Below are 22,471 nucleotides of genomic sequence, written 5' to 3' on the forward strand. Positions count from 1 at the left end.
ACAGCTCGGCGGCGCCGTTCCCCGGCAGCACCCACTCCGGAGGCAGGCCGTGCAGGTCGGCGATCGCCTGGCGCAGCGCGCCGTAGCCGCGATCGGGATAGTCGCGCAGCGCCGGGCCGGCCATGGCAGCCAGAGCGGCCAGGCGCAATCTCAGGGGCGGCCCGAAGGGCACCAGCGAGGCACTGAGATCGAGCAGATCAGCGGGGCGGCAACCGAGGCGAGCGGCGATGGCCACCCGGTTGCCCCCGTGGATCTCAGGCGGCACCGGCGAAGACATGGCGCGGCAGCAGCCGGAAAGCGGCTTGGACGCTAACCGCCTGTGTCCCTGCAGGCGCCCGATGGCGACGGCACAATTCAGGGGCCTCCGCCCTGGCTTTGTGTCCGCCCCGCTGCAGCCGGTGATCGAGGCCGTGAACCGGGTGCTGCTGGGCAAGGAGCAGGAGGTGCGCCTGGCCCTGGCCTGCCTGCTGGCCCGCGGCCATCTGCTGATCGAGGATCTGCCCGGCGTGGGCAAGACCACCCTGGCCGAGACCCTGGCCCGCTGCTTCGGGTTGGCCTTCAAGCGGGTGAGCTTCACCAGTGATCTGCTGCCGGCCGATCTCACCGGCATCAATGTGTTTGATCCGGCCACCGCCAGCTTCCGTTTCCAGGCCGGCCCGGTGTTCACCCAGGTGCTGCTGGCCGATGAGATCAACCGCGCCAGCTCCCGCACCCAGAGCGCCCTGCTGGAGGCGATGGCGGCCGGGCGGGTGAGTGTGGATGGCACCAGCCATCCGCTGCCGGAGCCGTTCTTTGTGATCGCCACCCAGAACGGGCTCGACCAGATGGGCACCGCGCCCCTGCCCGAATCCCAGCTTGATCGCTTCCTGATGCGGCTCAGCCTCGGCTTCCCGCCGCGCCAGGCGGAGCGCGCCCTGCTGGCCGGCGAGGGGCGGCGGCCGGAGGCGATCGGCGCCGTGCTCTCGCCAGCCCGGCTGCAGGAGCTGCAGGAGCGCAGCGCCCATCAGACCTGCACCCCGGCCCTGCTGGATTACGTGCTCGATCTGGTGGAACTCAGCCGCCGCGCTGACATCCCCGGAGCCCCCCTTTCCCCCCGTGCGGCTCTTGGCCTGGTGGCGGCCGCCCGGGCCTGGTCGCTGCTGGAGGGGCGCGACCACGTGCTCCCCTCCGATGTGCAGGCCGTGCTGGCACCGGTGTGCGAACACCGGCTGGATGGGGGACAACCCCTGAGTGGGGGCGGCGGCGCGACGGGTGGTGGCTTCAGCGCCCGCCTCCTGGCGGATGTGGATGCAATCCGATGACGCTGCCTTCCCCGGAGGAGCTGGTGACGCGCCTGGTGCCACCCCAGCAGGGGGATCCGCTGCTGCTGGGGCTGCGCAACCTCTACATCGTGCCGACCCGCTTCGGCTGGCTGTGGCTGAGCGGCGGAGGGCTGCTGCTGATCGTGGCGATCCAGACCCAGCGCAACGGGCCGCTGCTGCTGAGTTATCTGATGCTGGGGCTGATCCTGCTGGCCCTGCACCTCACCCACTTCAACCTGCAGGGCCTGGAGCTGCGCTGCGGTGAACCGGCGGCGGGCTTTGCCGGAACTCCCCTGGCCTATCCCCTGATTGCCCGCAGTCGCCATCGCCGCGAAGGCGTGCAGATCAGCTGGCAACCGGCCAGCGGCGAGGGTGTGGCGGCAGACCCCCTGATGCTCACGTTGCGACCGGGGGAGCAGACCCTGGCGCTGCCCTGGATCCCGCCCCGGCGCGGCTGGCAGCGGCCCGGTCGCCTGAAGCTGGTCAGCACGGCACCGCTGGGACTGTTCCGCTGCTGGAGCCGCTGGGAACCACCACGGGCCCAGCTGATCTACCCCCGCCGCCTGCCTGGCCCGGTCGCCAGCCTGCCGGTGTTGCGCTCGGCGAGCGGCTCCACCAGCCACAGCCACTGGGAACAGGAAGGTACCGAACAGTGGCGCGACCTGCGGCCCCATCGCCCCGAGGATGGCAGCAGCCGCCTGGCCTGGAAGCCCTTCGCCCAGGGCCGCGGCCAGCTGACCAAGCAGTTCTCCGCCGAGGCCGGTGAGCCCCTCTGCCTCGCGCCGGCGGCCGGCCTGCCCCACGAGCTGGCGCTTGAACACCTCAGCGAGCGGATCTGGCAGCTGGGCCATCAGGAGGCGATCTATGGGCTGGAGCTGCCCGGCCTTCGCCTGGAGCCCGACAGCGGCCCCAGCCACCGGGATGCCTGCCTGCGGGCCCTGGCCACCAGCCCATGAGCCAGCCCCTGAGCCCTGCAGCGACCTCGGCGATGGTGTTGCCCCCCAAGCGCCTGCAATGGGTGGTGACCGGTCTGCTGGCGATCGGGCTCACGGGCCTGGATCCGGGCCTGCCGCTGAGCTGGCCCACGATCGTTCTGGTGGTGATGGCCGCTTTGAAGCTGCGGGAGGCGCGCAGCCGTGCTGAACGACGGCTGGTGGCGCTGCTGCAGCTGGTGGGGGCCGGGCTGCTGGGAGCCCAACAGCCCGATCTGCTCCCCAGCGCCCTGCAGCTGGCGATCGCGTTGCTGGCGCTGGCGGGCCTGCTGGGCCTGGAACTGGAGCTCAGCCTCAGCTGGCGGCAACTGCTGCGGCGCAGCGCCCAGGTGCTGGCGGCGGCCCTGCCGATGGCCCTGGTGCTGTTCCTGCTGGTGCCGCGGATCGGACCGCTCTGGACCCTGCCCCAAGGATGGGGTGCCGCCGCCGTGACCGGCCTGAGCGACAGGCTGGATCCGGGCGGCATCGCCTCCCTGGCCAGCAGTGCGGCGCCGGCGGCACGGGTGGCCTTCAGCGACAACCGGGTCCCGCCGGAGAGCGAGCGTTACTGGCGGGTGCTGGTGCATGACTGGTTCGATGGCCAGAGCTGGCAGCGGCGTGAGCTGCGCACGGCCCCAGCCTTGATGGCCCCGGTGGAGAAGGGCGCCGCTCCGGCTGACGCCAGGGCGCGCCAGCTCTGGCTGGTGGAACCGAGCCGGTTTGAGGCGGTGCCCTGGGACGGGCGGGCCCAGCCCCGCAGCGACGACCTGCGCCTGCGCTTCGATGGTGAACTGCTGCTGAAGCGCCCGCCACGGGAACGGCGCCATTACCAACTGATCAGCGAGGAGCAGGACAGCCCCTGGCAGCAGAGACCCCCTTCCCTGATCGACCTGGCCCTGCCGAAGGGGGCCAATCCGAGGCTCGAGGCCCTGGGGCACCAGTGGGCCCGACTGCCGGAACCCCGCCAGCGCCTGGCCGCCGCCGAGGCCTGGTTCCGCAGCCAGCCCTTCCGCTACACCCGCAGCCCGGGCACCCTGCCGCGGCGCGCTGGTCTCGACACCTTCCTGTTCGAGCGGCAGCAGGGCTTCTGCGGCCATTACGCCAGCGCCGCCACGGCCCTGCTGCGGGCTGCGGGCGTGCCGGCCCGGGTGGTGAGTGGATACAAGGGCGGCACCTGGGTGCAGCCCTTCGGCGGCGAGCCCTACCTCGACATCCGCCAGGCGGAAGCCCATGCCTGGAGTGAGGTGTGGCTCGATGGCGAGGGCTGGCAGCGGCTGGATCCGACCGGCTGGGTGACGCCGGAGCGCAATGCGGCGACAGCGCCAGCGATGGCGCTGGAGGGGCAGGCACCGCTGTGGTGGCGCTGGGGCCAGCGGCAGTGGTGGGGCATCGACCTGGCCTGGAGCCGCTGGTGGCTGGGCTTTGATCGGGAGGGCCAGGAGGCCCTGCTCGACACCTTGCTGGGGCGTCAGCGGCAGTGGCTTGGGGTCCTGCTGCTGGCGGGCCTGGGCCTGGCGCTGACCCTCAGCCTGGCCGCCCTGCGATGGACCCAGCGGTTACGCGACCGTGGCCCGCAAACCGATCGCCATCGACGGGAACTGGAGCGATGCCTGGCGGCCCTGCAGTCAGCAGGTCTGAAACCCCACGGATCGGAGCCCTTGGAGCAGTTCTGCAGACGCGCTGGAAGACGGGAGCCGCGCCTATCCAACGTCCTGCAGGAACTCAGCCATCACTACACACGAGCCCGCTTCCAATGGCTCTCGCCGACTGAAATGCAGCGGACACTGAAGCACCTGAGACAGTGTCGACAGGAGATCCGCAGAATCTGTTCCAGTCTTTCCACCAAGCCCTCGATTCCTGGACATCCTTCGTCTCCAGGTCGTACCAGCTGAGACACAACACAGACTGCAGACATTGAGCGGCGTGGCCACCCATCGGCACTGCCTTGCAGGTAGCAGACTCGCAGGTAGCAGACCCGCAGATAGCAGTCACCAAGCAGCCAGGCAACACTGCTTCCATGGCATTGCCTGCAGTGGCCATCTCTGGTCCAAGCTCTGATGCCCCGATGACGGCCAGGGTGTTGCAGGGACCCTTACCATGCATCGTAATGCGGCGCTTCAGGCCATGAAAACCAAGATCAAAGGGCCGGATGCCAAGGGGAAAACGACATTCAAATTCGATAACGAGCCGAATAACGTTGTTGTTGTAAACTCAAATCTCGGCTATAAGATTTATCTCAGGGGAGGTAATGATACGGGAGCTGGATCCGATGGCGATGACCGCATCTTTGGTCAGAAAGGATCGGATCAGCTGTCGGGAGGTCTTGGTAACGATTATCTTTCGGCCGGTAATGGTAAGCAAAATCAGAATAATCTCATCGGCGACTCCGGCTTCATTGGGGTTGGGGCTTTTGGCGGAGACGATCAACTGATCGGCGGCTTCGGCTCGACGGATCGCATGGTGGGCGACAGCACGGAGCTCTACGGCACTGGTGGGAAGGACCTGCTGCAGGCCTACGGCAACTACACCGAAATGATCGGCGATGCTGCAACGATGCAGCCCTACAGCCGCGGCGGCAACGACGTTCTCACCGGTGTGCCCCTGTTTTTGACGCGGACCTTGATGTATGGAGATGCCGCCGCTGTTTACGGGCCGGTGACGGGAGGCAATGACGACCTGATCAGCGGGCAGAGCGACGATTTCATGTATGGCGACTGGGAATTCACCTTCAGCGCAGACCTGGCCAATGACCCCTATGTTTTCGACATCTATGACAGTTTCGGATTCTTTGCTCCGAATCCTTCCCAGCCAAGGCCGTTCAGCTTTGAACCGGTGACCTTTGAGCTTCTGCAGCAAGATTTTGATCAGGCGACAGGAGGTGCGCCGCCCGAAGGCAATGGCACGAAAGTGAGCTTTGAAAGCCTCAAGGTGCTGGCGAATCAATACAACATAGACTACGCACCGGCCGACGCTCTGCTTGCCACATTCGGACCCGATGAATTCATCTATGTCATCCCTGATCGCAGTGCCGACCCGTTAGCGCCGCAGGGAGGTGCCGACCGCTTCATTTTCAACACCTTTGCAGAAGGGAATGACGTGATCTTTGATTTCAATCCGGCGGAAGGCGATCGCATCGTGTTTCGGAACGGCCTCACCCTGGCCGATCAGGGCAACAGATTTTTCGTGTTCGAGAGCGAGCGCGATACGCTTATCACCTATGGCAGTTCATCGATTCTGCTTCCATATTTCACCGAGCTTGCGGCTGAGGATTTCATCTTTGGCGAAGGTTCTGCCGCGTCATCGCCCGGTGGCGGCTTCCAGCCGGTTGTGCTGTGAGCCAGCCGATGCGTTACCGGATTGTTCTGGGTCTGATCGTGGGCCTGGGCATGCCTGCGGCCGCCAGCGCCGGCAGCTTCTGTCTGCCGGAGGAGCGCTATTTCCAGAGTCTCAAACCACCGGTGGAGCGCTACAACAACAACAACGTGCAGCAGTGTTCCAGTGGCCAGGCCTGCCTGAATCAGCTGCGCTCCGCCATGGCCCGGCAACAGCTCTGGCCGGCGTCTTACGAATGGATCCGCAAGGGCAAGATCTGGTGCCTGGAGGAACGTCCCCCCCGCAGTGGGACCACTGCTGCAGGCGAAGCAGGCAGCAGCGCCAGCCCGCCGGCCAATCCGGCCCCATCCCGCTAGGAAATGGACAGGATTCCGCTATGACGGATCGGCACTGCTCCCATCGGCGGCGATGATCCGGACCCAACGACGGAGCGGCCGAATCGTTGCTCCGATGATCGGCGCCTTTCTGCTGACGGCTGCGGCCGCACCGAGCTGGGCGGCCGACCAGGAGCAGCTGATGCAACTGCTCGATCGCAAGACCTGCCCCGCATGCCGACTCCAGGATGCCGATCTGGTGCATGCCGATCTGCGCGATGCGGACCTGCAGCAGGCGCGGCTGCAGCGCGCCAACCTCAGCCGGGCTCAGCTCGATGGGGCCGACCTGCGCCAGGCCGACCTGAGCTTCTCCTCCCTGATGGGCGCGTCGCTGCGCGGGGCTGATCTACGCGGCGCCAAGCTGGAAGGCACCGATCTGCGGGACGCCGATCTCAGTGGTGCCCAGCTCGATGCAGACGCCCTGGCCAAAAGCCATTGGCGCGGGGCCACAGGGGTGACCGCCGAGGCCAGCAGCTATGCCGCCATGCATAACGCCGGCGTGGAAGCAGCCCTGCAAGGGCGCTATCCGGAGGCGGAAGACCTGTTCAACAAGGCGTTGCTCAAACAGCCCGACGCCGCACTCACCTGGCTGGCCCGGGGCATCAGCCGCGCCGAGCAGTCCAAACGGGATCTGGCGGCGATGGACTTCAACTATGCCGCCACGCTCTTTGAGCAGCAGGGCCAGAAGGAAACGGCCGACCAGCTCCGCAAGGGCGCTGCCGATCTGGCCAAGGATCCCAACAAGAGCGGCAACGGCTTCGGCAGCGGACTGCTGCAGGGAGCGATCGGGGTGTTCCAGCAGCTGGCGCCCCTGGCGATCAAGATGTTCGCCCCTGCTGTGGGCTTCTGAGTCTGGGTCGGGCTTAGTTGTTGACGCCGTACATGAGCCGGCGTGCATCCTGGGTGCCGGGGGTGTAGCCATAGCCATAGGTGCCACCTTTTTCATCGTCGATGATGCGGGGCGTCACCAGGATCACCAGTTCATTGCGGCGCCTTGAGCCTGCCGTGCGGCGGAAGAACTGACCCACGATCGGTAGATCGCCGAGGATGGGCCATTTTGTCACAATCTGCTGGTCTTCATCTGAGATCACGCCCGTCAGGATCAGGGTCTGGCCGTCACGGACCCGCAGACTGCCGGTATCAAGGCGCCGCAGGGCCAAGATATCAACAGAGCCACATCCCGGGATCAATCTTTCCTCAACTGCGGCAGAGATGGATGGAGATAATGTGAAGGTGACAAATCCATTGTCGTCAATCTTCGACACCCTGGCTCCAAAGGTCAGGCCTGAAGTATTGAATTCGGCTTCGCAGGTTACACCCACGTTTTCCACCACCGTAACATTGTAGTTGGTGATTAACTGGGTCCCCACGGTCACAAACGCCTCGTTGGCGCGGTTTCTGCCGATCGATTGCTGTCCAAGGAGGTTGAATCCGGCATCCTGGGCTTCCGTGATCGCTGACGTTGCGTCCACGCCGCCCGCAATGGATTCTGGATTTTCGCTCAGAATCAGGGTGGGAGCGGCCAGGACCTTGGTGTTGTTGGAGACAATCTGTGCCTGGAGGAAATCGAAGAACTGGTTATCGGGATAGTTGAGGGCGGGGTTGCGGCGGCGGGTGCCGGAGTAGTTCTGGGAGCTATCGCTGCTGCGATTGCGATCATTGAAGCGGTTGGAATTGCGGGATCGGCTGTTGCGGTTGGTGGAATCATTGGCGTTAGAGCCGGTCTGGCTGCGGTTCAGAGTTACCTGCCGGCCGGTGATGTTGCCGATGATGTTCTCCACTCGGGAGGTGAGGGCTGAGCTGAGGGATTGGGAGGCGCTGCCGTTGGGAACGACCCTATATTCTCGATTGGTCACAGTTCTTTCAATGAACGGTTCGGATTCCGGGTTGTCTGGATTGAAGTTTGGGTTGTCGACGAAAAATGTGCGTTCGATATCGAACGGCTCAATTGTCGTTCCTGTCTGTCGCGACAAATTGGCATTGATCTCTTCAACCTGGGACTGATTCAGCTGGGTGTTGTCCTGGAAGTTCAGCGTGAGGCTGTTGTTGAAGGAGTCGCCTGAGGTCGAGTTCGATCCGGATCCGGAATTCCTGTCGCGGGAACGGGAATTATTCCGGTTCGAGAAAGAATCTCTGCCCGAATTCTCGCTGAAGCCTTCGGTTGTGTTGAAGTCACTGAAATCATCGCTATTGGCCGGCAGATTGCGCCCGAAGGCCGCCAGCAGGCGGCCGCCATCGTTGACAATGAAATTATTGCCGAAGCGGAAGGCAAAGCTGTTGTCAATTTCAGTATCGTTGTTGAGGGTCACATCCAGAATCTTCACCGAGAGTGCCACCTGCCGCTGGCGCAGATCCAGTTGCTTGAGGTATTGCTCCGCGATCGCCACCAGCGCCACCTCGCCCACCAGGGTGATCGTGCTCAGGCGTGGGTCGGTGGTGGCCTGCAGGCCCACCAGGGGGCCGGTGGTGGCCCCGAAGGCCTCCACCTGCTGCTGGGTGGAGGTAACGGTCTGGTTGGTGGCACTGGCACCAGCCACCTGTTCGTTCTGATTCAGGCCCTGGGACACGGCCGTGGTGATCGAGGTCACCTTGGTGACGCTGGCCCCGAGGTTGGCGAGGTAATCGGCGGCGGAATTGGCGGATACCTGGTTGAGGCGATAGACCTTCGAGAGCTGGGGGCCGATCGTCTTGCTGAGAACGTTCGGCCCCACCATGATCGTGTTGCCTTCGCGGCGAGCCTGCAGGCCACTGCTCAACAGCACGAAGTTGAAAGCCCGTTCGTAGGCCTCGTTCTGGAACGCCACGGTCACCGGGTTCGTCTGCGCGGCTGAGGCGTTGGTTCCCTGCGGCCCCGTGGCGGGATCGGAGTAGGCATACCCATACCCCCCCATCTGGGCCAGCACCATCAGCACATCGCGGGCGTTGGCTCCGCGGGTGGTGAGGGTCACCGGGGGGCCACTCAGGGTCACGTAGCCGCGGTTGCGGATCGTCATCGAGCCCACGGCCATGTCGCCCAGGGGCGGGGCCACGGCCCGTGGCCGCAGGGGAGGCACATAGGCGGGTGTGGGCACTGCGGTGGGACGGCTCAGATTCGGGCTCACGGTCTGGCTCACCGGCAGCTGCGGCGCCGGAAAGCGCACGATCAGGTCCTTGCCGTCGCTGCTGACGATCGGAGGGCTGATCGTCTGGTCCCGGGCGGGGGTCACCTTCAACTGGAACAGGCGCCCCGTGCCGTCGAAGGTGATGCGCTCCATGCCCGCATCCGGCATCGCCAACGATTGCGGCCCGGCCTTGAGGCCGCGGGTGCGATCGGTGCGCAGCTCACCCACCCAGATCGCCCCATCCAGGCGTTGTTCCATCGCGCCGCCCATACCGGCGTCCTGGAGCACCAGCTCGATCGCGTCCGGCAGGCGACGGATCTTCAGCTGGATCCCATCGCTGCTCAGCTGGGCCTGGGCCAGGGCCGGCCGGCTGATCAGCACGGGATCGACCAAGAGGCCCATGCCCAGCAGCCAGGCTCCACCCACCGCACCGAGGCGCCGCAACGACAAAAGACTGACCGGAACTGGCGCGATGGTATCGGCCCCCACCTGTGGCGACCAGCGCCGGGGGGCCTGTTCGGATCTTGGCCGAGGTTGGCCGCTCAGGGACTGGCGGGTCTGGTGGCTTCCCCGGTCTGCGCGGCTGGTTTGGCCTTCCGGGGCCCGTCGCTGGAGCCCCCGCTGTAGAGGGTCACAGCCAGCTTCATCACCGTGGGGGGGGTCTGAAGGGCGGCCAGGAGCAGCTCGGTCGGCGTGTTGCCGGCGGGCTTGTTCTGCGTTCCCGGTGCAAGGTTGAGATCGCTCTGCACCACCAGCAGGCTCAGGCCCTCAAGGCTGCGCAGGAAGGCCAGCAGATCGGGATAGCGGCCCCTGGCGTTGAGCAGCAGTCGGGTGGCTTCCAGGCCGGAGGATTCCAGCGCCGGCTTCGGCGGAGGTGCTTTCTTGCCGTCTTTGGTTTCCTCCAGGCCGCCCGTGCTCTTGGTCGCCTCCGGGGTGGCCGACACGGGCTCCAGCACATCGAGCTGGACCTTGTGACGCGCCGCCTCCTGATCCACCTGGGCCATGAAGGTGGTGATCTCGCCGCTGCCGGCGATCAGGCTGAGCACCTGGCGCTGCTGTCTCTGGGCCTTGGCGTCGTTGAGGTCGAGTTGGCGTAACTGCCCTTGCAGCAGGGGAATGCGCTGTTGCAGGCCCGCCAGGCTCGAGACCCGCTCCTCATCACCGCGCAACCGCAGCCACTGGGGCAGCACCAGGGCCAGGAACAGCATCAGGGCCACCATTCCGCCCACCGCGAGTGGCAGACCCATCAACAGACGCTCGCGCAGATGCGGCGATAACGGTTGGTACCCCTCCTGAAGGTTGGTCATGGCAGCAGGCCCTCCTTCTGCAGCAGTTGATATCGGCGCGCCATGCCCTCGGCACCGAGTCGCTTCAGCAGCACCATTTCCCTGGTGGGCGGCAGCTCTGAGAAGGGGGCGCTCATCTCGAAGCTCACCACCGAGGGCAGCGTTGACCTGGGATCCTTCTCTTCTCGGAAGGCACGGCTCAGGGCCACCCCCTCAGGCTGGAACAGGGGCGACCGCTTCAGCTCCAGCTGCAGCACATTGATGCGGGAAAACGCCTGGGGATCCCGTGCCTGGCCCTTGAGCCTGAGGGTGTCGCCCTCCACCTGCATCTGGCTGATCTGAACACCATCGGGGGTCCGCAGCTGCAGTTCCCGCAGCACGGTGGAGCCGGAGCGCACACCCACCAGCCCCTTGGCCAGTTCGCGGTTCACGCCTGTCACCTTGTCCACCTCGGCCTGCCGGGCCTTGACCTGCCCTTCCAGCACCTCCACCTCCGCTTGAACCGCCGTGAGACGATCGAGTTCAGAGCGCACCAGTTGCTGGCGCAGGAACAGGAAGCCCGCCGTCGCCACCACCAGCAGCACCAGGCCGCCGCCGATCAGGGCGCCGCGCAACAGGAGCTGATCGGTGGAAGTGATCCGATCCGGCAGCTCGGGGATGCCGAGCTCCTGCCGGCGTTCCCGCAGCAGATCGGGGGGGCGGCTGGTCTGCACGGTCATGTCAACGTCCTCGCTGGCGGGGTCCGCGCCGGCAGCAAGCCGCTCAGAGCCAGGGATCCGAACTCACCACCATGCATCTGCTCGGCCTGCACCCCCAGCGCCTGCACCAGAGGCTCGATCCCAGGCAGAGGGCCGGTGAGCAGCAGGCGAATCGAGCGCACGGCCGGGTCGTGATGGCGGTAGTAAGCCAGGCATTTCTGCAGGGTTTCAAGCAGGGCCGGCATCCTCGGCTCGAGGTCTCGTTCATAGACCGGTTCGCCATTGCGCAGCAGCAGCAGGGTGCACAGATGGGGCTCGGGTTGCAGCAGCACGATCAGCTCCTCAGGCTCGGCCTCACGCAGCCGGGGGGCGAGGGCCTCCAGCAGGCAGGCCTGCTGGGGTTCGAGGCGATCCAGGGCCACACCGGCAATCGAAAACACCTCGATCCAGCCATCCACCACGGCCTTCGGTGCCGCCACCATCAGGGCATGGTCCGGGCGACCTGGCAGCGGCTGCAGATCGAGATAGGAGTCATCGAGGGGCAGCCGCACGCCCAGGTCGGGGTTCATCCCGCGCAGTGTGCTCACCGGATCGTCCGGCCAGATGCCATCGGGCCACTCCAGTACCCGCCATGTGCAGGCGATACGGGGCAGGACCGCCAGGACATGCGCATCGATCCAGTCATTCTCCAACAGCAGATCGCCGATGAAATCCCCCAGGGCCGACACCTGCAGGGGGCGCCCCTTCCGGCAGGTGGCCGCCGGGATCGGGGCCTCGATCGAAAGGGGCAGCGGCCGACCCCCTTTGATGCCCTGCCCCAGGATCAGGGCATCGGTGATCTCCAGCAGGACCTGCTGGGGGAAGAGACGTGCCTGAAACGGGCGCCAGCGCTCCTGAAGTCCCGCCAGTACCAAAGGTCGAGCCGTGGTGGATGGCGGAACGGTACCGAATCTTCAGCGCCAGGGCAGCCCTGAGCCCACCGCTTCGCCGATAGTCCGCAGACCGTGGCGGTCCAGCTGCTGCAGCAGGCCCTCAAGGATCGCCGGCACCAGCTGGGGCCCTTCGTAGATCCAGCCGGTGTAGAGCTGCACCAGCGACGCTCCGGCGCTGATCCGCTCCCAGGCCGCCTCAGGGGAATCGATGCCCCCCACGCCCACCAGCGGCAGGGCAGGGCCGGCGGCGGCCCGCAACCGGCGCACCACCTCCAGGGCTCGCCGTCGCAGGGGGCGACCGCTGAGACCGCCCGTCTCCTGCGCCAGGGTCTGGCCGGTCTGGGGCAGGAGCCGACCGGCCAGACCGAGCCGATCGATGCTGGTGTTCACCGCGATCACACCGGCCAGTCCCTCCTCGTAGGCCAGCCGGGCGATGGCATCGATGGCATCGTCCTCCAGGTCTGGAGCGATCTTCACCAGCAGCGGCGGGCAGGCGGGCAGACGCCGCAGGCGCTCCACCAGGCGGCGGAGGAGAACCTCGTCCTGGAGTTCCCGCAGGCCTGGGGTGTTGGGCGAGCTCACATTGATCACCGCGTAATCGGCCAGGGGGGCCAGCAGCTCCAGGGAGGAGGCGTAGTCGTCCGGCGCCAGTTCCAGGGGTGTGATCTTCGACTTGCCGAGATTGATGCCCAGCACGGCCGGCCGCTGGCCGGGCGGCTGCAGCTGCTGGCGCTCCAGGGTGCGGCGCAGGGCCTGGGCGCCATCGTTGTTGAAGCCCATGCGATTCAGGGCCGCCCGCTCCGCCGCCAGCCGGAACAGACGCGGCCGTGGATTGCCGGGCTGGCCGTGCCAGGTCACGGTGCCCAGCTCGACGAAACCGAAGCCGAAGCAATCCCAGATCGCCGCTGCCACGCCGTTCTTGTCGAAGCCGGCCGCCAGACCCACCGGATTGGCGAAGCGGCAGCCGAACAGGGTCTGCTCCAGCCGCGCATCGCGGCGCTGCAGCTCACCGGCCAGCCCGGCCAGGCTGCCGCTCACCAGTGGCCAGCGGCGCCGCAGAGCGGCCTGCCCCAGAGCCAGCAGGGTGAGGCGGCTGAGCTGTTCCGCATCGGCGCCCGCATCGCTCTGCAGCAGGGGGCCCACGAAGCGGCTGTACAGGGCACCCGTTGCCGGCACGCTGCCGGAGCCCCCATTGGTTTCAGCCATCAGCTCTCCCCCACCGTCACGTCCCGCTGCTGCGATCCTGCCGCGCCACGCTCCAGCCGCCAGCGCCCATCCGCCAGGGGCAGCACCTGCCAGTCGCGCCATTGCCAGGCCTGCTGCCGCCGCTGCAGCGTCGACAGCGGCATCTCCACCAGCTGGGCCAGCTCCACCAGGCTGAGGCCGTAGCCGCCCACCGCCAGCCGATCGGCCAGCTCCAGGCGGCTCAGCAGCTGCTGCAGGCCCGGTGGGGCGGGATCCACCAGAGGATCCGGAACCGCGACATCCCCTGCCCCGGCTTGAGCCTTGGCTTGGGCCGCAGGAACAGTGGCGCTGATCGTGAGGTTCTGCACCTGCTCGCCCTCGGCCAGCGGCGGCGTCCGGCCCTTGGAGAAGGCCACGGCGATGGCATCGCAGCGGTCGTTGTCGGGATCGCCGCTGTGGCCGCGCACATGGGCCAGCCGCACCCCCGGCAGCCGCGCCCGATCCAGGGCTTCCCACAGGTCACGGTTGAGCACGGGATTGCCGGCGGCGGTGCGCCAGCCCTTGCGCTTCCAGCCGGCCATCCATTTGTCGAGGCCGTCGATCAGATAGCGGCTGTCCGTGCGGATCGCCATGCCCTCCTGATGGGGCAGGTCCGCCAGGGCCTCAAGCAGGGCCAGGGCCGCCGTGAGTTCCATGCGGTTGTTGGTGGTGGCGCGATCGGCTCCGCCCATCTCCCGCACCGAACCATCCGAGAACCGCAGCAGGGCCCCCCAGCCGCCGGGGCCCGGATTGCCGCTGCAGGCCCCATCACAGGCTGCAGCCACCACACGGACCGTCTCAGCCGCCACTGTTCACGGGGGCGATTGTCCGGTAAAACGCACGTTCAAGCCTGGCGCCATGCCAGGGCAGCGGAGTTTGCACCATGAAGCGAACCTACCTGGCCCTGGCGGGGCTGGCCCTGGCGAGCTCGGCGTTGCCGGCAGTCGTCCCCCCTCTGGCGCGAGCCGCTGGCCTGTTCAGCAGTCAACCCCTGGAAGCTTCCCGGTTCGCGGTGCTGGGTCGCCCAGTCGGCAGCAACTCCTGGAATCTGCTCGTGCTTGAGCAGATCAAACCCCAGCCTCTCTGCTGGGAGAAGCAGAGCAATGGGCTGATCGATCCCGCCCTGAACCGCTTCGACTTCACCGGCATCTGCAGCCGCTACCTGGACAGCAACGGCTATTCCCTGCGGGTTGACGACCAGGATCTCGCGAGCCAGTACCGGCTGCGGCTTCAGCAGGAGGGCAGCGAGCTGCAACTGCAGGCCATGTCCGGCGATGACCCCACAGTCCTGGTGGTGGGCAGGGCCAGCGTGCCCCAGCGTGACCGCGATGCCTTTGTGGCGATCGATCTGGAGCCGGGCTGGCAGCTGCAGCGTCGCGCTTTCGGCGAGCAGACCCTCAGCCATATCTATTTCGCCAACAGCACCCCGTTGCCCGAGCTGATCGCCAAGGCCTCCGGATCAGGCAAGGCCCGACCCGATGGCACCTCCCTGGCTCTCGCCACCGGCAGCCTGCGCCCTGGGGCGCTGAGCGATCCCTCCAACTCTGATGACTCTCTGCAGGCATCACTGCGCCCCGGCCAGACCGTGAGCCTGCCGGTGATTCCTTTCCGGGAGTGAGCTGAGCGCAGACAGTTGCCGCACCGCCCCTCTTCCCCTGGCAACCCCTGAACAGAGTCGTTATGGTTACGGCGTGTGAGGGGTGCGGAACCCACTTTCAGGGTCGAAACGAGGACAGACTCCCGGAAACGTTCCACCTCTTGGCCCTGCCTTTGGCGGGGCTTTTTTTTGGCTTGGTCTTTTGGACCTGGTCCTTTGGGCTTGGCCTTGCTTTCCAGGCAGCCCTCAACAAAAAACCGGCTCCCCGAAGGAAGCCGGCTGCAGAGGTGATGCGGGGTGAGCCGAAGCCCACCCCATGGCGATCACTTGACGGTGACCTTGCCGCCAACCTCTTCGATCGCCTTCTTGAGAGCCTCGGCTTCGTCTTTGGAAATGCCTTCCTTGACAGCCTTGGGGGCAGCTTCCACAAGGGCTTTGGCTTCGCCGAGGCCGAGGCCGGTGGCCTCGCGGACGGCCTTGAGCACCTTGATCTTGGAGGCGGCGTCGAAGCTCTCGAGCACGACGTCGAACTCGGTCTGTTCTTCAACGGCCTCGGCAGCGGCGGCGGGAGCCGCAGCCATCACGACGCCCGCGGAAGCGGCGGCGGACACACCGAAGGCCTCTTCGATCTGCTTGACAAGCTCAGAGGCTTCCAGCAGGGAGAGGGTCTTCAGCTGTTCGAGAATCTGGTCAGTAGCGGTAGACATGGTTGGGAATCAGCAACAGATCTGTGGGAGACAGTCGGATCGGGTGAGCTCCGCAGCGGAACAACGCCTCAGGCGGCGTTGCCCTCGCCATCGGCGTGCTGCTGGAGCGCCCGGGCGAGACCGGAGGGAACTTCGTTGATGCCCACCGCAACCTTGGTGGCCACGGCATTGATCGCACCGGCGATCTGGGCCATGAGCACCTCCTTGGAGGGCAGATCCCCGATGGCCTTGATGTCGTTCTGGGAGAGGAGCTTGCCTTCGAACAGGCCGCCCTTCACCTCCGACTTCTTGGTGTCCTTCTGGAAGGACTGCACGGCCTTCACCACACCACCGACATCGCCCTTGACCAGGACGAAGGCGTTGGTGCCGGTGAGCAGGGAATCGAGTTCCGACCAGGCGCTGTTGCCATCAATGGCCCGACGCATCAAGGTGTTTTTGGTCACCTTGCACACGCCGTTGCTGGCCTGCAGACGGGTCCGCAGATCAGACATCTCCTTGATGGACAGACCCTGGTAATCCAGGACCAGCGCCATTTCGGCTTCACCGAGGAGCCCCTTGAGCTCTTCGACGATCTGTTGCTTGTTCTCCAGCGTGCGGCCCATAGGAAAGGAACGGATCGGGGGAACAAGCCGGGTACGCAGCCCCAGGGGCCTCACAAAAGGCACCTCGAGGGCTGCGGCCTGTTCAGACGATCCGGACGAATCCGGGTGCGCAGAAACCAGTCGCGTGCACCTCGGCAGGATTTACGGGTCAGGATCACCGGCGAACCGGACACCTGAATCGACCTGCTGTCTTGGGTAGGGCGCGTGCCCTTCTGGCCGAAGCCAGCTCATCACCTTACAGGACAGGGGGGATTGAACCCTTCACAGAAGACACTCTGCTGATGCCAGAGACCTGCTGATGGCGCAGACCGGCAGCCGCCCCTGACTTACTGGCGGCGCAGAAACGTCTGCAACCGGTCGCTGCGGGGCTGGGTGAACAGCTGTTCAGGACTCCCCTGCTCCTCAATCAGCCCATCGTTGAAGAACAGCACTCGATTCGACACCTCCCGGGCGAAGCGCATCTCGTGGGTCACCACCACCATCGTCATGCCATCGGCGGCGAGCCCCTGCATCACGGCCAGCACCTCGCCCACCAGCTCGGGATCGAGGGCGCTGGTGGGCTCGTCGAACAGCATCAGGGCCGGATTCATGCAGAGGGCCCGGGCAATCGCCACCCGCTGCTTCTGGCCGCCGGAGAGCTGGTCAGGCCAGGCCCGGGCCCGTTCCGCCAGCCCCACGGTGGTGAGGTGATGCAGGGCCCGATCGCGGCACTCGGCCAGCGGCACCCCCAGGATGCGACGGGGCGCCAGCATCAGGTTGTCCAGCACGCTCAGGTGCGGGAACAGGTTGAACTGCTGGAACACCATGCCAACCCGGCTGCGCAGGCGCGTCTGTGCATCCCAGCTCAGCCGCGGCGCCGAGAGGTCGTGACCCATCAGCTCCAGCCTGCCCGCCTGAAAACTCTCGAGCCGGTTCAGGCAGCGCAGAAAGGTGCTCTTGCCGCATCCTGAAGGGCCGATCACCGACACCACATCGCCGGCCTCGAACGTGGCGCTCACCCCCCGCAGCACCGTTCGGGTGCCGTAACTCTTGTGCAGCTGGTGACAGGCCAGCAGAGGCGGATCTGCGGAGCTGGCGATCATGGAGTGCACTCCAGCGCGCGGACAGGGCCGTGACCAGTATTGAACCGAAGCGCCGGTTGTGGTGTCGGCTGCGGCAACGGCTGTGGCCTCTGCGGGGTCTGCGGCTGCAGCGCCTGCTGGCCCTGGTGGTGCTCAGCCTGGTCCTGGCGCTGGGCGCTGTCGGGCTCCACCCCGCAGCCGCGGGCCCAGAGGGAGGAGCAGACGCGGCGACCGCCAAGCCGACCTGGACCGTGGGCACCGATCCCACCTACGCCCCGTTCCAGATGAAGGCCGGGGCCCACGATGAGCTGCAGGGCTTCGACATTGATCTGATCCAGGCGATCGGGAAGAACAGCGGCCATCCGATCCGCTTCGTCTCCCTGCCGTTCGACGGCCTGATCCCGGCGCTCCAGGGCGGCAGCGTCGACATGGTGATCAGCGCCATGACGATCACGGCCGAACGGGCCCAGGCGGTGGACTTCTCACGGCCCTACTTCGTCGCCGGCCTGGGGATCCTGGTGCGCGAGGGCAACACCACCATCCACAACCTCAAGGATCTCGAGGGCCGCACGATCGCGGTGCAGATCGGCACCACCGGCGCCAAGGCCATGGCCGAGGTCCCCGGAGCCCGGGTCACGACCTTCGACGCCGCACCCCTGGCGCTGCAGGAACTGATCAACGGCAACGTCGAGGCCTACGTCAACGATCTGCCGGCCACCCTGCATGCCATCCAGGCGGCCGGCCTGCGGGGCCTGCGCGTCGCCGGCACACCCCTCACCAACGAGTTCTACGGGATTGCCTTCCCCCGCAACTCCCCCCTGCGCGACACGGTGGATCACGGCATCGAGCGGATGCTGGCCGACGGCAGCTACGCCCGCCTCTACCAGCGCTGGTTTGGCCAGAGCCCACCGGAGCTGCCGGAGCAGGCGCCGGCCCTGGCGGAGGCCCGCAGGGAGGCGGCCCTCAATCCGGCCCAGCTGCTCCGCAACCTGATGCGCGGCGCCGGCGTGACCCTGTCGCTCACCCTGGTGTCGTTCAGCTTCGGGCTGATCGGTGCCGGCCTGGTGGCCTATGGGCTGATGGGCGGAGGACCGGTGCTGCGCGGTCTGTGCCGCGTCTACGTCGACCTCTTCCGCGGCACCCCGATGCTGGTGCAGCTGTTCATGATCTATTTCGGGCTGCCGGCCCTGCTCAATGGGCTGGGGCTGCCCTTCAACCTGGATCGCTTCGTGGCCGCGGTGATCGCCCTCAGCCTCAACGTGGCGGCCTATCTGTCGGAAACCCTGCGCGCCGGCATCGAATCAATCGATGCCGGCCAGTGGGAAGCGGCCGATGCCCTGGCGATGAACCCGATCGCGCGGATGCGCTTCGTGGTGCTCCCCCAGGCCCTGCGGCGCGTGCTGCCGCCCCTGGCCAATGAATTCATCACCCTGATCAAGGACACCAGCCTGGCGGCGGTGATCGGCTTCGACGAACTGTTCCGCGAGGGGCAGCTGGTGGTGGCCACCACCTACCGGGCATTTGAGGTGTATCTGGCGGTGGCTCTGGTGTATCTGGTGATGACCTCGGTGACCTCCTGGCTGTTCAAGCGGCTGGAGCACCGCCTCAATCCCCAGCGCCATGCCATGGCCACCTGAGGGCCTGGCGTCCGGGGGCTGCGTGCTGCGGCATCAAAAAACCCGGCCTTGCGGATGCAAAGCCGGGTGCAGTGAGCAGGGTCCTGAGCTGATCAGGCGTCCGTCTGTCTGATCAGGCGTCCTTTTTGATGTCCTGCAGGGCGCTGAAGTCGACTTCAACCGAGGGACCCATCGTGGAGGTCACGAACAGGGAGCGCCAGTAGCGGCCCTTGGCTCCACTGGGCTTCTGGCGGTCGATGGTTTCCTGCAGGGCCTTGAGGTTGTCGAGCAGCTTGTCGGCATCGAAGCTGGCCTTGCCGAAGCGCACGTGCACGATGCCGGTGCGGTCGGCGCGGAACTCGAGTTTGCCGGCCTTGAACTCGCTGATCGCGCCGGCCAGATCGGTGGTCACGGTGCCGGCCTTGGGGTTCGGCATCAGGCCGCGGGGGCCCAGCACACGACCCAGCTTGGCCACCTTGGGCATCATGTCCGGGGTGGCGATCAACAGGTCGAAGTCCATCGCCCCACCGGCGATCGCATCCACCAGCTCCTCATCGCCAGCCAGATCGGCACCGGCGGCCTTGGCGGCGGCCACGGCCTCACCGCGGGCGATCACGGCGATGCGGATGCTCTGGCCGGTGCCGTGGGGCAGGGCCACGGTGGTGCGCAGCTGCTGGTCGGTGTACTTGGGATCGATGCCGAGGCGCACGTGGGCTTCGATCGTCTCGTCGAACTTGGCATTGGCGTTGGCCTTCACCAGATCGATCGCCTCGAGGGGCGCATAGGCGCGCTCTTCGACCGTGGCGGCCAGAGCGGAAAAACGCTTGGAAACTTTGGGCATGGCTGGGGTTGGGGTACGGGCGACCGCCAGGGCCCGGACGCAACGGTGCGCCGGACGGATGGCTGGGTCTCCCCCGAATCAGGGAACAGGAACGGAATCAGTGAGTCGTTGCAAGCGCAGGCGCTGCGAGCGACTCAGTCGTTGACGGCGACGCCCATGTTGCGGGCGGTGCCTGCGATGATGCGCATGGCCGACTCAACGCTGGTGCAGTTGAGGTCGGGCAGCTTGGTCTTGGCGATCTCTTCGAGCTGAGCTCTGGAGATTGCACCCACGGATCCCTTGGCGGAGGTGGCGGCACCTTTGTCGATGCCGGCCGCCTTGGAGATCAGCACCGAGGCGGGCGGGGTCTTGGTGATGAAGGTGAAGCTGCGGTCTTCAAAGACCGAGATCTCCACCGGGATCACGTACCCGGCTTTTTCCTGGGTGCGGGCGTTGTACTCCTTGCAGAACGCCATGATGTTGACCCCGTGCTGGCCGAGGGCGGGGCCCACCGGCGGTGCGGGGTTGGCTTTGCCGGCCTGGAGGGCCAGCTTGATCACGGCTACAACTTTTTTGGCCATCGGCGGGGCTAGGGATCTGACTCCCTAACGGGAGAGTGGACGGGACTCCCAGAGGGAGCTGTGCGGATGGCCGCTCCAGGGAGCGGCTGGCTGATGGCCATCGCCCGAAGCGATGGCCATCCAAGGGCCGTCCTCCGCAGGGAGACGGCCGCAACAAAGCGATCGGCTAGCTCTGCTTGCTGATCTGGGAGAACTCGAGTTCCACCGGCGTTTCCCGGCCGAAGATCGAGAGCAGGGCCTTGAGCTTGCTGCGCTCGCCCGAGACCTCGATGACCTCGCCCTGGAAATCCTTGAACGGACCGGCGGTGACCAGGATCTGATCGCCCTCGGCCAGATCCACCTTCAGAACAGGTTTCTTCTCGGCGGCACGTTTGAAGATCCGATCCACCTCGGTGCGGCTGAGGGGCCGGGGCTTGATGTGGCCGCGGGCCTTACCGGTGGCGCGACGCTCTTCCTGCCCCACGAAATTGATCACGTTGGGGGTGCTGCGCACCGCCATCATCGTGTCCTCGTCGAGCACCATCCGCACCAGCACATAACCGGGGAACACCTTTTCCTCGATCGACTGGCGGGAGCCGTCCTTCTTGATCTTCACCCCGGGGGTCTGGGGGATCTCGATCTCGAGGATGCGGTTGTCGACCCCGAGGGTGACGGCCCGCTGCTCAAGGGTGGCCTTCACCTTCTTCTCGCAGCTGGAGGCCACCTGCACCGCAAACCAGCGGGCCACCGGTGCCTTCACGGTCTCGGCACCGGGAAGCTCCAGCACCCCATCGGGACCCATGACTCCCGCCACAGCCAGGGCCGCAGGGTCAGCGTCCGGGCCTCCCGGTGTGGTGGCCAGGGTCTCGGAAGCGTCGTCAACGACGCGCTGAGTCTCAGAGGCCTCCTCGGCATCGGGCGCGAGGCTGACGGGTTCGGGCACTTCCAGATCGATCTCGGACACGGGGCTCTCGGGGGGACGGAAACTCAGCGGAACACCTGGGTGGCGGCCCAGCCATAGAGGCGGTCGATGGCGGCGATGGCGGCGGCCGAGAGGCTCACCATCAGGATCACCGCCACCGCCTCGCTGAACAGCTGCTGGCGGCTCGGCCAGACCACCTTGCGCAGCTCGGCCATGGTGGCAGCCACAACGTTGCCTTCGCTCTCGGCCACCTCGCTGGTGGCAGCGGGGGCCTCGGCCACGGCCGCATTGGAGCCGCCGCCTTCGGTCGTGGGCCGGGTCTGGGGAAGGGTTGGATCGGAGTTGGAGTCCACTGGCGCTCGCGCACCGGTGCGTCCGCGCGTACCGGCAAACGATCACCCTACCGGACGGGTTCCAGCAGCTGTTTCAGGCCTGGGCCTGCTGCCCGCGATGCTCAGTCCTCCGCACCCTCCACCAGCCGCAGGAAGCGCAACGGCGCGCCGGGGTCGTCGGCCAGGCTCACCCGCACGCCGCTGGCCCCCTGGAAGCGGTCTTCCAGCAGTTCGGTGGCCAGGGGGTTCTCGATGCGGCGGCGCAGCAGACGCCGCATCGGCCGGGCGCCGTATTCCGGTTCGTAGCCCTGGATGGCGAGGGCTTCGATCGCAGGCTCGTCCACCTGAAGCTCCAGCTGCTGTTCGCGCAGCAGACCGGCCAGCTCCGCCAGCTGCAGCCGCACGATCCGCTGCAGATCGGCCGGCTCCAGCGGACGGAAGCGGATCACCTCATCAATGCGGTTGAGGAACTCCGGCCGGAAGTGACTGGCCAGAGCCTGATCCACGGCGCGCTCCAGAGCGGCTTCGGCGGCAACGGTTTCGGCGACAGCGCTTTCGGGCCCAGCGGCGCTACTGGCCAGGGCAGCACTGGCCATGGCAGCCCGCCGGGCCCGGGCGTGCTCGAGGATCGCCCGGCTGGCCAGGTTGCTGGTCATGATCACCACGGTGTGGCGGAAGTCCACGGTGCGGCCCTGGGAATCGGTGAGGCGGCCGTCGTCGAGCACCTGCAGCAGCAGGTTGAACACCTCCGGGTGGGCCTTCTCCACCTCATCGAGCAGCAGCACCGCATAGGGCCGGCGCCGCACGGCCTCGGTGAGCTGACCACCCTCCTCGTAGCCCACGTAGCCGGGCGGAGCTCCCACCAGCCGGGCCACGGCGTTGCGCTCCATGTATTCGCTCATGTCGAGTCGCACCAGCGCCTCCTCCTCGTCGAACAGGGCCGCCGCCAGGGCCTTGGCCAGTTCCGTCTTGCCCACGCCGGTGGGCCCGAGGAACAGGAACGAACCCACCGGCCGCCGCGCCGACTGCATGCC

22 protein-coding genes and 1 pseudogene are annotated in these 22,471 nt (G+C 66.6%); 8 read left to right on the forward strand and 15 right to left on the reverse strand.

Annotated features, from left to right (window positions below):
• Window positions 1–277: pseudogene (locus VB716_RS08650) on the reverse strand (threonine-phosphate decarboxylase); the annotation flags it as partial.
• Window positions 278–377: 100 nt separating this feature from the next.
• Here VB716_RS08650 and VB716_RS08655 point away from each other — a divergent pair.
• From VB716_RS08655 to VB716_RS08680, 6 genes are all read left to right on the forward strand, one after another.
• Window positions 378–1,301 carry a MoxR family ATPase gene (locus VB716_RS08655; RefSeq protein ID WP_323250143.1) on the forward strand — a complete coding sequence of 308 codons (924 nt, stop codon included), beginning with the start codon at window positions 378–380 and terminating at the stop codon, window positions 1,299–1,301.
• On the forward strand, window positions 1,298–2,257 hold the full coding sequence (locus VB716_RS08660) for a hypothetical protein (protein WP_323270258.1): 960 nt from the start codon (window positions 1,298–1,300) through the stop codon (window positions 2,255–2,257). The genes VB716_RS08655 and VB716_RS08660 overlap by 4 nt, the downstream gene beginning before the upstream one ends.
• Window positions 2,254–4,164: a DUF3488 and transglutaminase-like domain-containing protein gene (locus VB716_RS08665; RefSeq protein WP_323270259.1), complete on the forward strand. Its 1,911-nt coding sequence runs from the start codon at window positions 2,254–2,256 to the stop codon at window positions 4,162–4,164. The genes VB716_RS08660 and VB716_RS08665 overlap by 4 nt, the downstream gene beginning before the upstream one ends.
• Before the next feature lie 232 nt (window positions 4,165–4,396).
• Complete coding sequence (locus tag VB716_RS08670; RefSeq protein WP_322758177.1) at window positions 4,397–5,608, forward strand: hypothetical protein; 1,212 nt, start codon at window positions 4,397–4,399, stop codon at window positions 5,606–5,608.
• Window positions 5,609–5,616: 8 nt separating this feature from the next.
• Window positions 5,617–5,961, forward strand: coding sequence for a hypothetical protein (locus VB716_RS08675; RefSeq protein ID WP_322758178.1), 345 nt, complete (start codon window positions 5,617–5,619; stop codon window positions 5,959–5,961).
• 94 nt (window positions 5,962–6,055) lie between these two features.
• Window positions 6,056–6,829: a pentapeptide repeat-containing protein gene (locus tag VB716_RS08680; RefSeq protein ID WP_322758179.1), complete on the forward strand. Its 774-nt coding sequence runs from the start codon at window positions 6,056–6,058 to the stop codon at window positions 6,827–6,829.
• Between the two features lie 13 nt (window positions 6,830–6,842).
• Here VB716_RS08680 and VB716_RS08685 read toward each other — a convergent pair whose 3' ends face one another.
• From VB716_RS08685 to VB716_RS08710, 6 genes are read right to left on the reverse strand one after another with little or no spacing between them, the layout of a single operon-like run.
• On the reverse strand, window positions 6,843–9,569 hold the full coding sequence (locus VB716_RS08685) for a hypothetical protein (RefSeq protein WP_323270260.1): 2,727 nt from the start codon (window positions 9,567–9,569) through the stop codon (window positions 6,843–6,845).
• A gap of 53 nt (window positions 9,570–9,622) precedes the next feature.
• Window positions 9,623–10,387: a hypothetical protein gene (locus VB716_RS08690; protein ID WP_323250131.1), complete on the reverse strand. Its 765-nt coding sequence runs from the start codon at window positions 10,385–10,387 to the stop codon at window positions 9,623–9,625.
• The gene (locus VB716_RS08695) at window positions 10,384–11,085 is read right to left on the reverse strand and encodes a PilN domain-containing protein (protein ID WP_323250129.1); all 702 of its coding nucleotides are present in this window, start codon (window positions 11,083–11,085) and stop codon (window positions 10,384–10,386) included. Before VB716_RS08695 ends, VB716_RS08690 begins: the two co-directional genes overlap by 4 nt.
• Complete coding sequence (locus VB716_RS08700) at window positions 11,082–11,978, reverse strand: hypothetical protein (RefSeq protein WP_323270261.1); 897 nt, start codon at window positions 11,976–11,978, stop codon at window positions 11,082–11,084. Before VB716_RS08700 ends, VB716_RS08695 begins: the two co-directional genes overlap by 4 nt.
• A 39-nt stretch (window positions 11,979–12,017) precedes the next feature.
• Window positions 12,018–13,202: a quinone-dependent dihydroorotate dehydrogenase gene (locus tag VB716_RS08705; RefSeq protein ID WP_197158421.1), complete on the reverse strand. Its 1,185-nt coding sequence runs from the start codon at window positions 13,200–13,202 to the stop codon at window positions 12,018–12,020.
• Window positions 13,202–14,008 (reverse strand): ribonuclease H, encoded by an 807-nt coding sequence (locus VB716_RS08710; RefSeq protein ID WP_323270265.1) that lies wholly within the window; start codon window positions 14,006–14,008, stop codon window positions 13,202–13,204. Before VB716_RS08710 ends, VB716_RS08705 begins: the two co-directional genes overlap by 1 nt.
• A 95-nt stretch (window positions 14,009–14,103) precedes the next feature.
• On the opposite strand from VB716_RS08710, the gene VB716_RS08715 reads away from it, so the two are divergent.
• Window positions 14,104–14,838, forward strand: a complete 735-nt coding sequence (locus tag VB716_RS08715) for a DUF3747 domain-containing protein (protein WP_197158425.1) — start codon at window positions 14,104–14,106, stop codon at window positions 14,836–14,838.
• A gap of 302 nt (window positions 14,839–15,140) precedes the next feature.
• On the opposite strand, the gene rplL is transcribed toward VB716_RS08715, so the two are convergent.
• From rplL to VB716_RS08730, 3 genes are all read right to left on the reverse strand, one after another.
• Window positions 15,141–15,524: a 50S ribosomal protein L7/L12 gene (rplL, locus tag VB716_RS08720; RefSeq protein ID WP_197158427.1), complete on the reverse strand. Its 384-nt coding sequence runs from the start codon at window positions 15,522–15,524 to the stop codon at window positions 15,141–15,143.
• Window positions 15,525–15,592: 68 nt separating this feature from the next.
• Window positions 15,593–16,126, reverse strand: coding sequence for a 50S ribosomal protein L10 (rplJ, locus tag VB716_RS08725; RefSeq protein ID WP_323270262.1), 534 nt, complete (start codon window positions 16,124–16,126; stop codon window positions 15,593–15,595).
• 326 nt (window positions 16,127–16,452) lie between these two features.
• Window positions 16,453–17,208 (reverse strand): amino acid ABC transporter ATP-binding protein, encoded by a 756-nt coding sequence (locus tag VB716_RS08730; protein WP_197158431.1) that lies wholly within the window; start codon window positions 17,206–17,208, stop codon window positions 16,453–16,455.
• 29 nt (window positions 17,209–17,237) lie between these two features.
• Here VB716_RS08730 and VB716_RS08735 point away from each other — a divergent pair, with 29 nt between their 5' ends.
• Window positions 17,238–18,824 carry an ABC transporter permease subunit gene (locus VB716_RS08735; protein ID WP_323270263.1) on the forward strand — a complete coding sequence of 529 codons (1,587 nt, stop codon included), beginning with the start codon at window positions 17,238–17,240 and terminating at the stop codon, window positions 18,822–18,824.
• A gap of 112 nt (window positions 18,825–18,936) precedes the next feature.
• Here VB716_RS08735 and rplA read toward each other — a convergent pair whose 3' ends face one another.
• The 5 genes from rplA to VB716_RS08760 form a co-directional block, all read right to left on the reverse strand.
• Window positions 18,937–19,644 (reverse strand): 50S ribosomal protein L1, encoded by a 708-nt coding sequence (gene rplA, locus VB716_RS08740; protein ID WP_197158433.1) that lies wholly within the window; start codon window positions 19,642–19,644, stop codon window positions 18,937–18,939.
• Window positions 19,645–19,778: 134 nt separating this feature from the next.
• On the reverse strand, window positions 19,779–20,204 hold the full coding sequence (gene rplK, locus VB716_RS08745) for a 50S ribosomal protein L11 (RefSeq protein ID WP_197158435.1): 426 nt from the start codon (window positions 20,202–20,204) through the stop codon (window positions 19,779–19,781).
• Window positions 20,205–20,370: 166 nt separating this feature from the next.
• Window positions 20,371–20,985, reverse strand: coding sequence for a transcription termination/antitermination protein NusG (gene nusG, locus VB716_RS08750; protein ID WP_231598219.1), 615 nt, complete (start codon window positions 20,983–20,985; stop codon window positions 20,371–20,373).
• Window positions 20,986–21,170: 185 nt separating this feature from the next.
• Window positions 21,171–21,458 carry a preprotein translocase subunit SecE gene (gene secE, locus VB716_RS08755; protein ID WP_197158437.1) on the reverse strand — a complete coding sequence of 96 codons (288 nt, stop codon included), beginning with the start codon at window positions 21,456–21,458 and terminating at the stop codon, window positions 21,171–21,173.
• A gap of 101 nt (window positions 21,459–21,559) precedes the next feature.
• Window positions 21,560–22,471 (reverse strand): AAA family ATPase (locus VB716_RS08760; protein WP_323270264.1); only part of this gene is annotated, 912 nt, incomplete at its 5' end.

Source organism: Synechococcus sp. CCY9201 (assembly GCF_034931105.1).
In the GTDB taxonomy this organism is placed as follows: domain Bacteria; phylum Cyanobacteriota; class Cyanobacteriia; order PCC-6307; family Cyanobiaceae; genus CBW1002.

What these genes read in the sequence shown, in the direction of transcription:
- VB716_RS08680 (WP_322758179.1), top strand. Translation starts at nt 6,056, where the DNA reads ATGATCGGCGCCTTTCTGCTGACGGCTGCGGCCGCACCGAGCTGGGCG.
- VB716_RS08665 (WP_323270259.1), top strand. Translation starts at nt 2,254, where the DNA reads ATGAGCCAGCCCCTGAGCCCTGCAGCGACCTCGGCGATGGTGTTGCCC.
- VB716_RS08670 (WP_322758177.1), top strand. Translation starts at nt 4,397, where the DNA reads ATGAAAACCAAGATCAAAGGGCCGGATGCCAAGGGGAAAACGACATTC.
- VB716_RS08705 (WP_197158421.1), bottom strand. Translation starts at nt 13,202, where the DNA reads ATGGCTGAAACCAATGGGGGCTCCGGCAGCGTGCCGGCAACGGGTGCC.
- rplA (WP_197158433.1), bottom strand. Translation starts at nt 19,644, where the DNA reads ATGCCCAAAGTTTCCAAGCGTTTTTCCGCTCTGGCCGCCACGGTCGAA.
- VB716_RS08675 (WP_322758178.1), top strand. Translation starts at nt 5,617, where the DNA reads ATGCGTTACCGGATTGTTCTGGGTCTGATCGTGGGCCTGGGCATGCCT.
- VB716_RS08695 (WP_323250129.1), bottom strand. Translation starts at nt 11,085, where the DNA reads ATGACCGTGCAGACCAGCCGCCCCCCCGATCTGCTGCGGGAACGCCGG.
- rplJ (WP_323270262.1), bottom strand. Translation starts at nt 16,126, where the DNA reads ATGGGCCGCACGCTGGAGAACAAGCAACAGATCGTCGAAGAGCTCAAG.
- rplK (WP_197158435.1), bottom strand. Translation starts at nt 20,204, where the DNA reads ATGGCCAAAAAAGTTGTAGCCGTGATCAAGCTGGCCCTCCAGGCCGGC.
- VB716_RS08715 (WP_197158425.1), top strand. Translation starts at nt 14,104, where the DNA reads ATGAAGCGAACCTACCTGGCCCTGGCGGGGCTGGCCCTGGCGAGCTCG.
- nusG (WP_231598219.1), bottom strand. Translation starts at nt 20,985, where the DNA reads ATGGGTCCCGATGGGGTGCTGGAGCTTCCCGGTGCCGAGACCGTGAAG.
- VB716_RS08660 (WP_323270258.1), top strand. Translation starts at nt 1,298, where the DNA reads ATGACGCTGCCTTCCCCGGAGGAGCTGGTGACGCGCCTGGTGCCACCC.
- VB716_RS08730 (WP_197158431.1), bottom strand. Translation starts at nt 17,208, where the DNA reads ATGATCGCCAGCTCCGCAGATCCGCCTCTGCTGGCCTGTCACCAGCTG.
- VB716_RS08690 (WP_323250131.1), bottom strand. Translation starts at nt 10,387, where the DNA reads ATGACCAACCTTCAGGAGGGGTACCAACCGTTATCGCCGCATCTGCGC.
- rplL (WP_197158427.1), bottom strand. Translation starts at nt 15,524, where the DNA reads ATGTCTACCGCTACTGACCAGATTCTCGAACAGCTGAAGACCCTCTCC.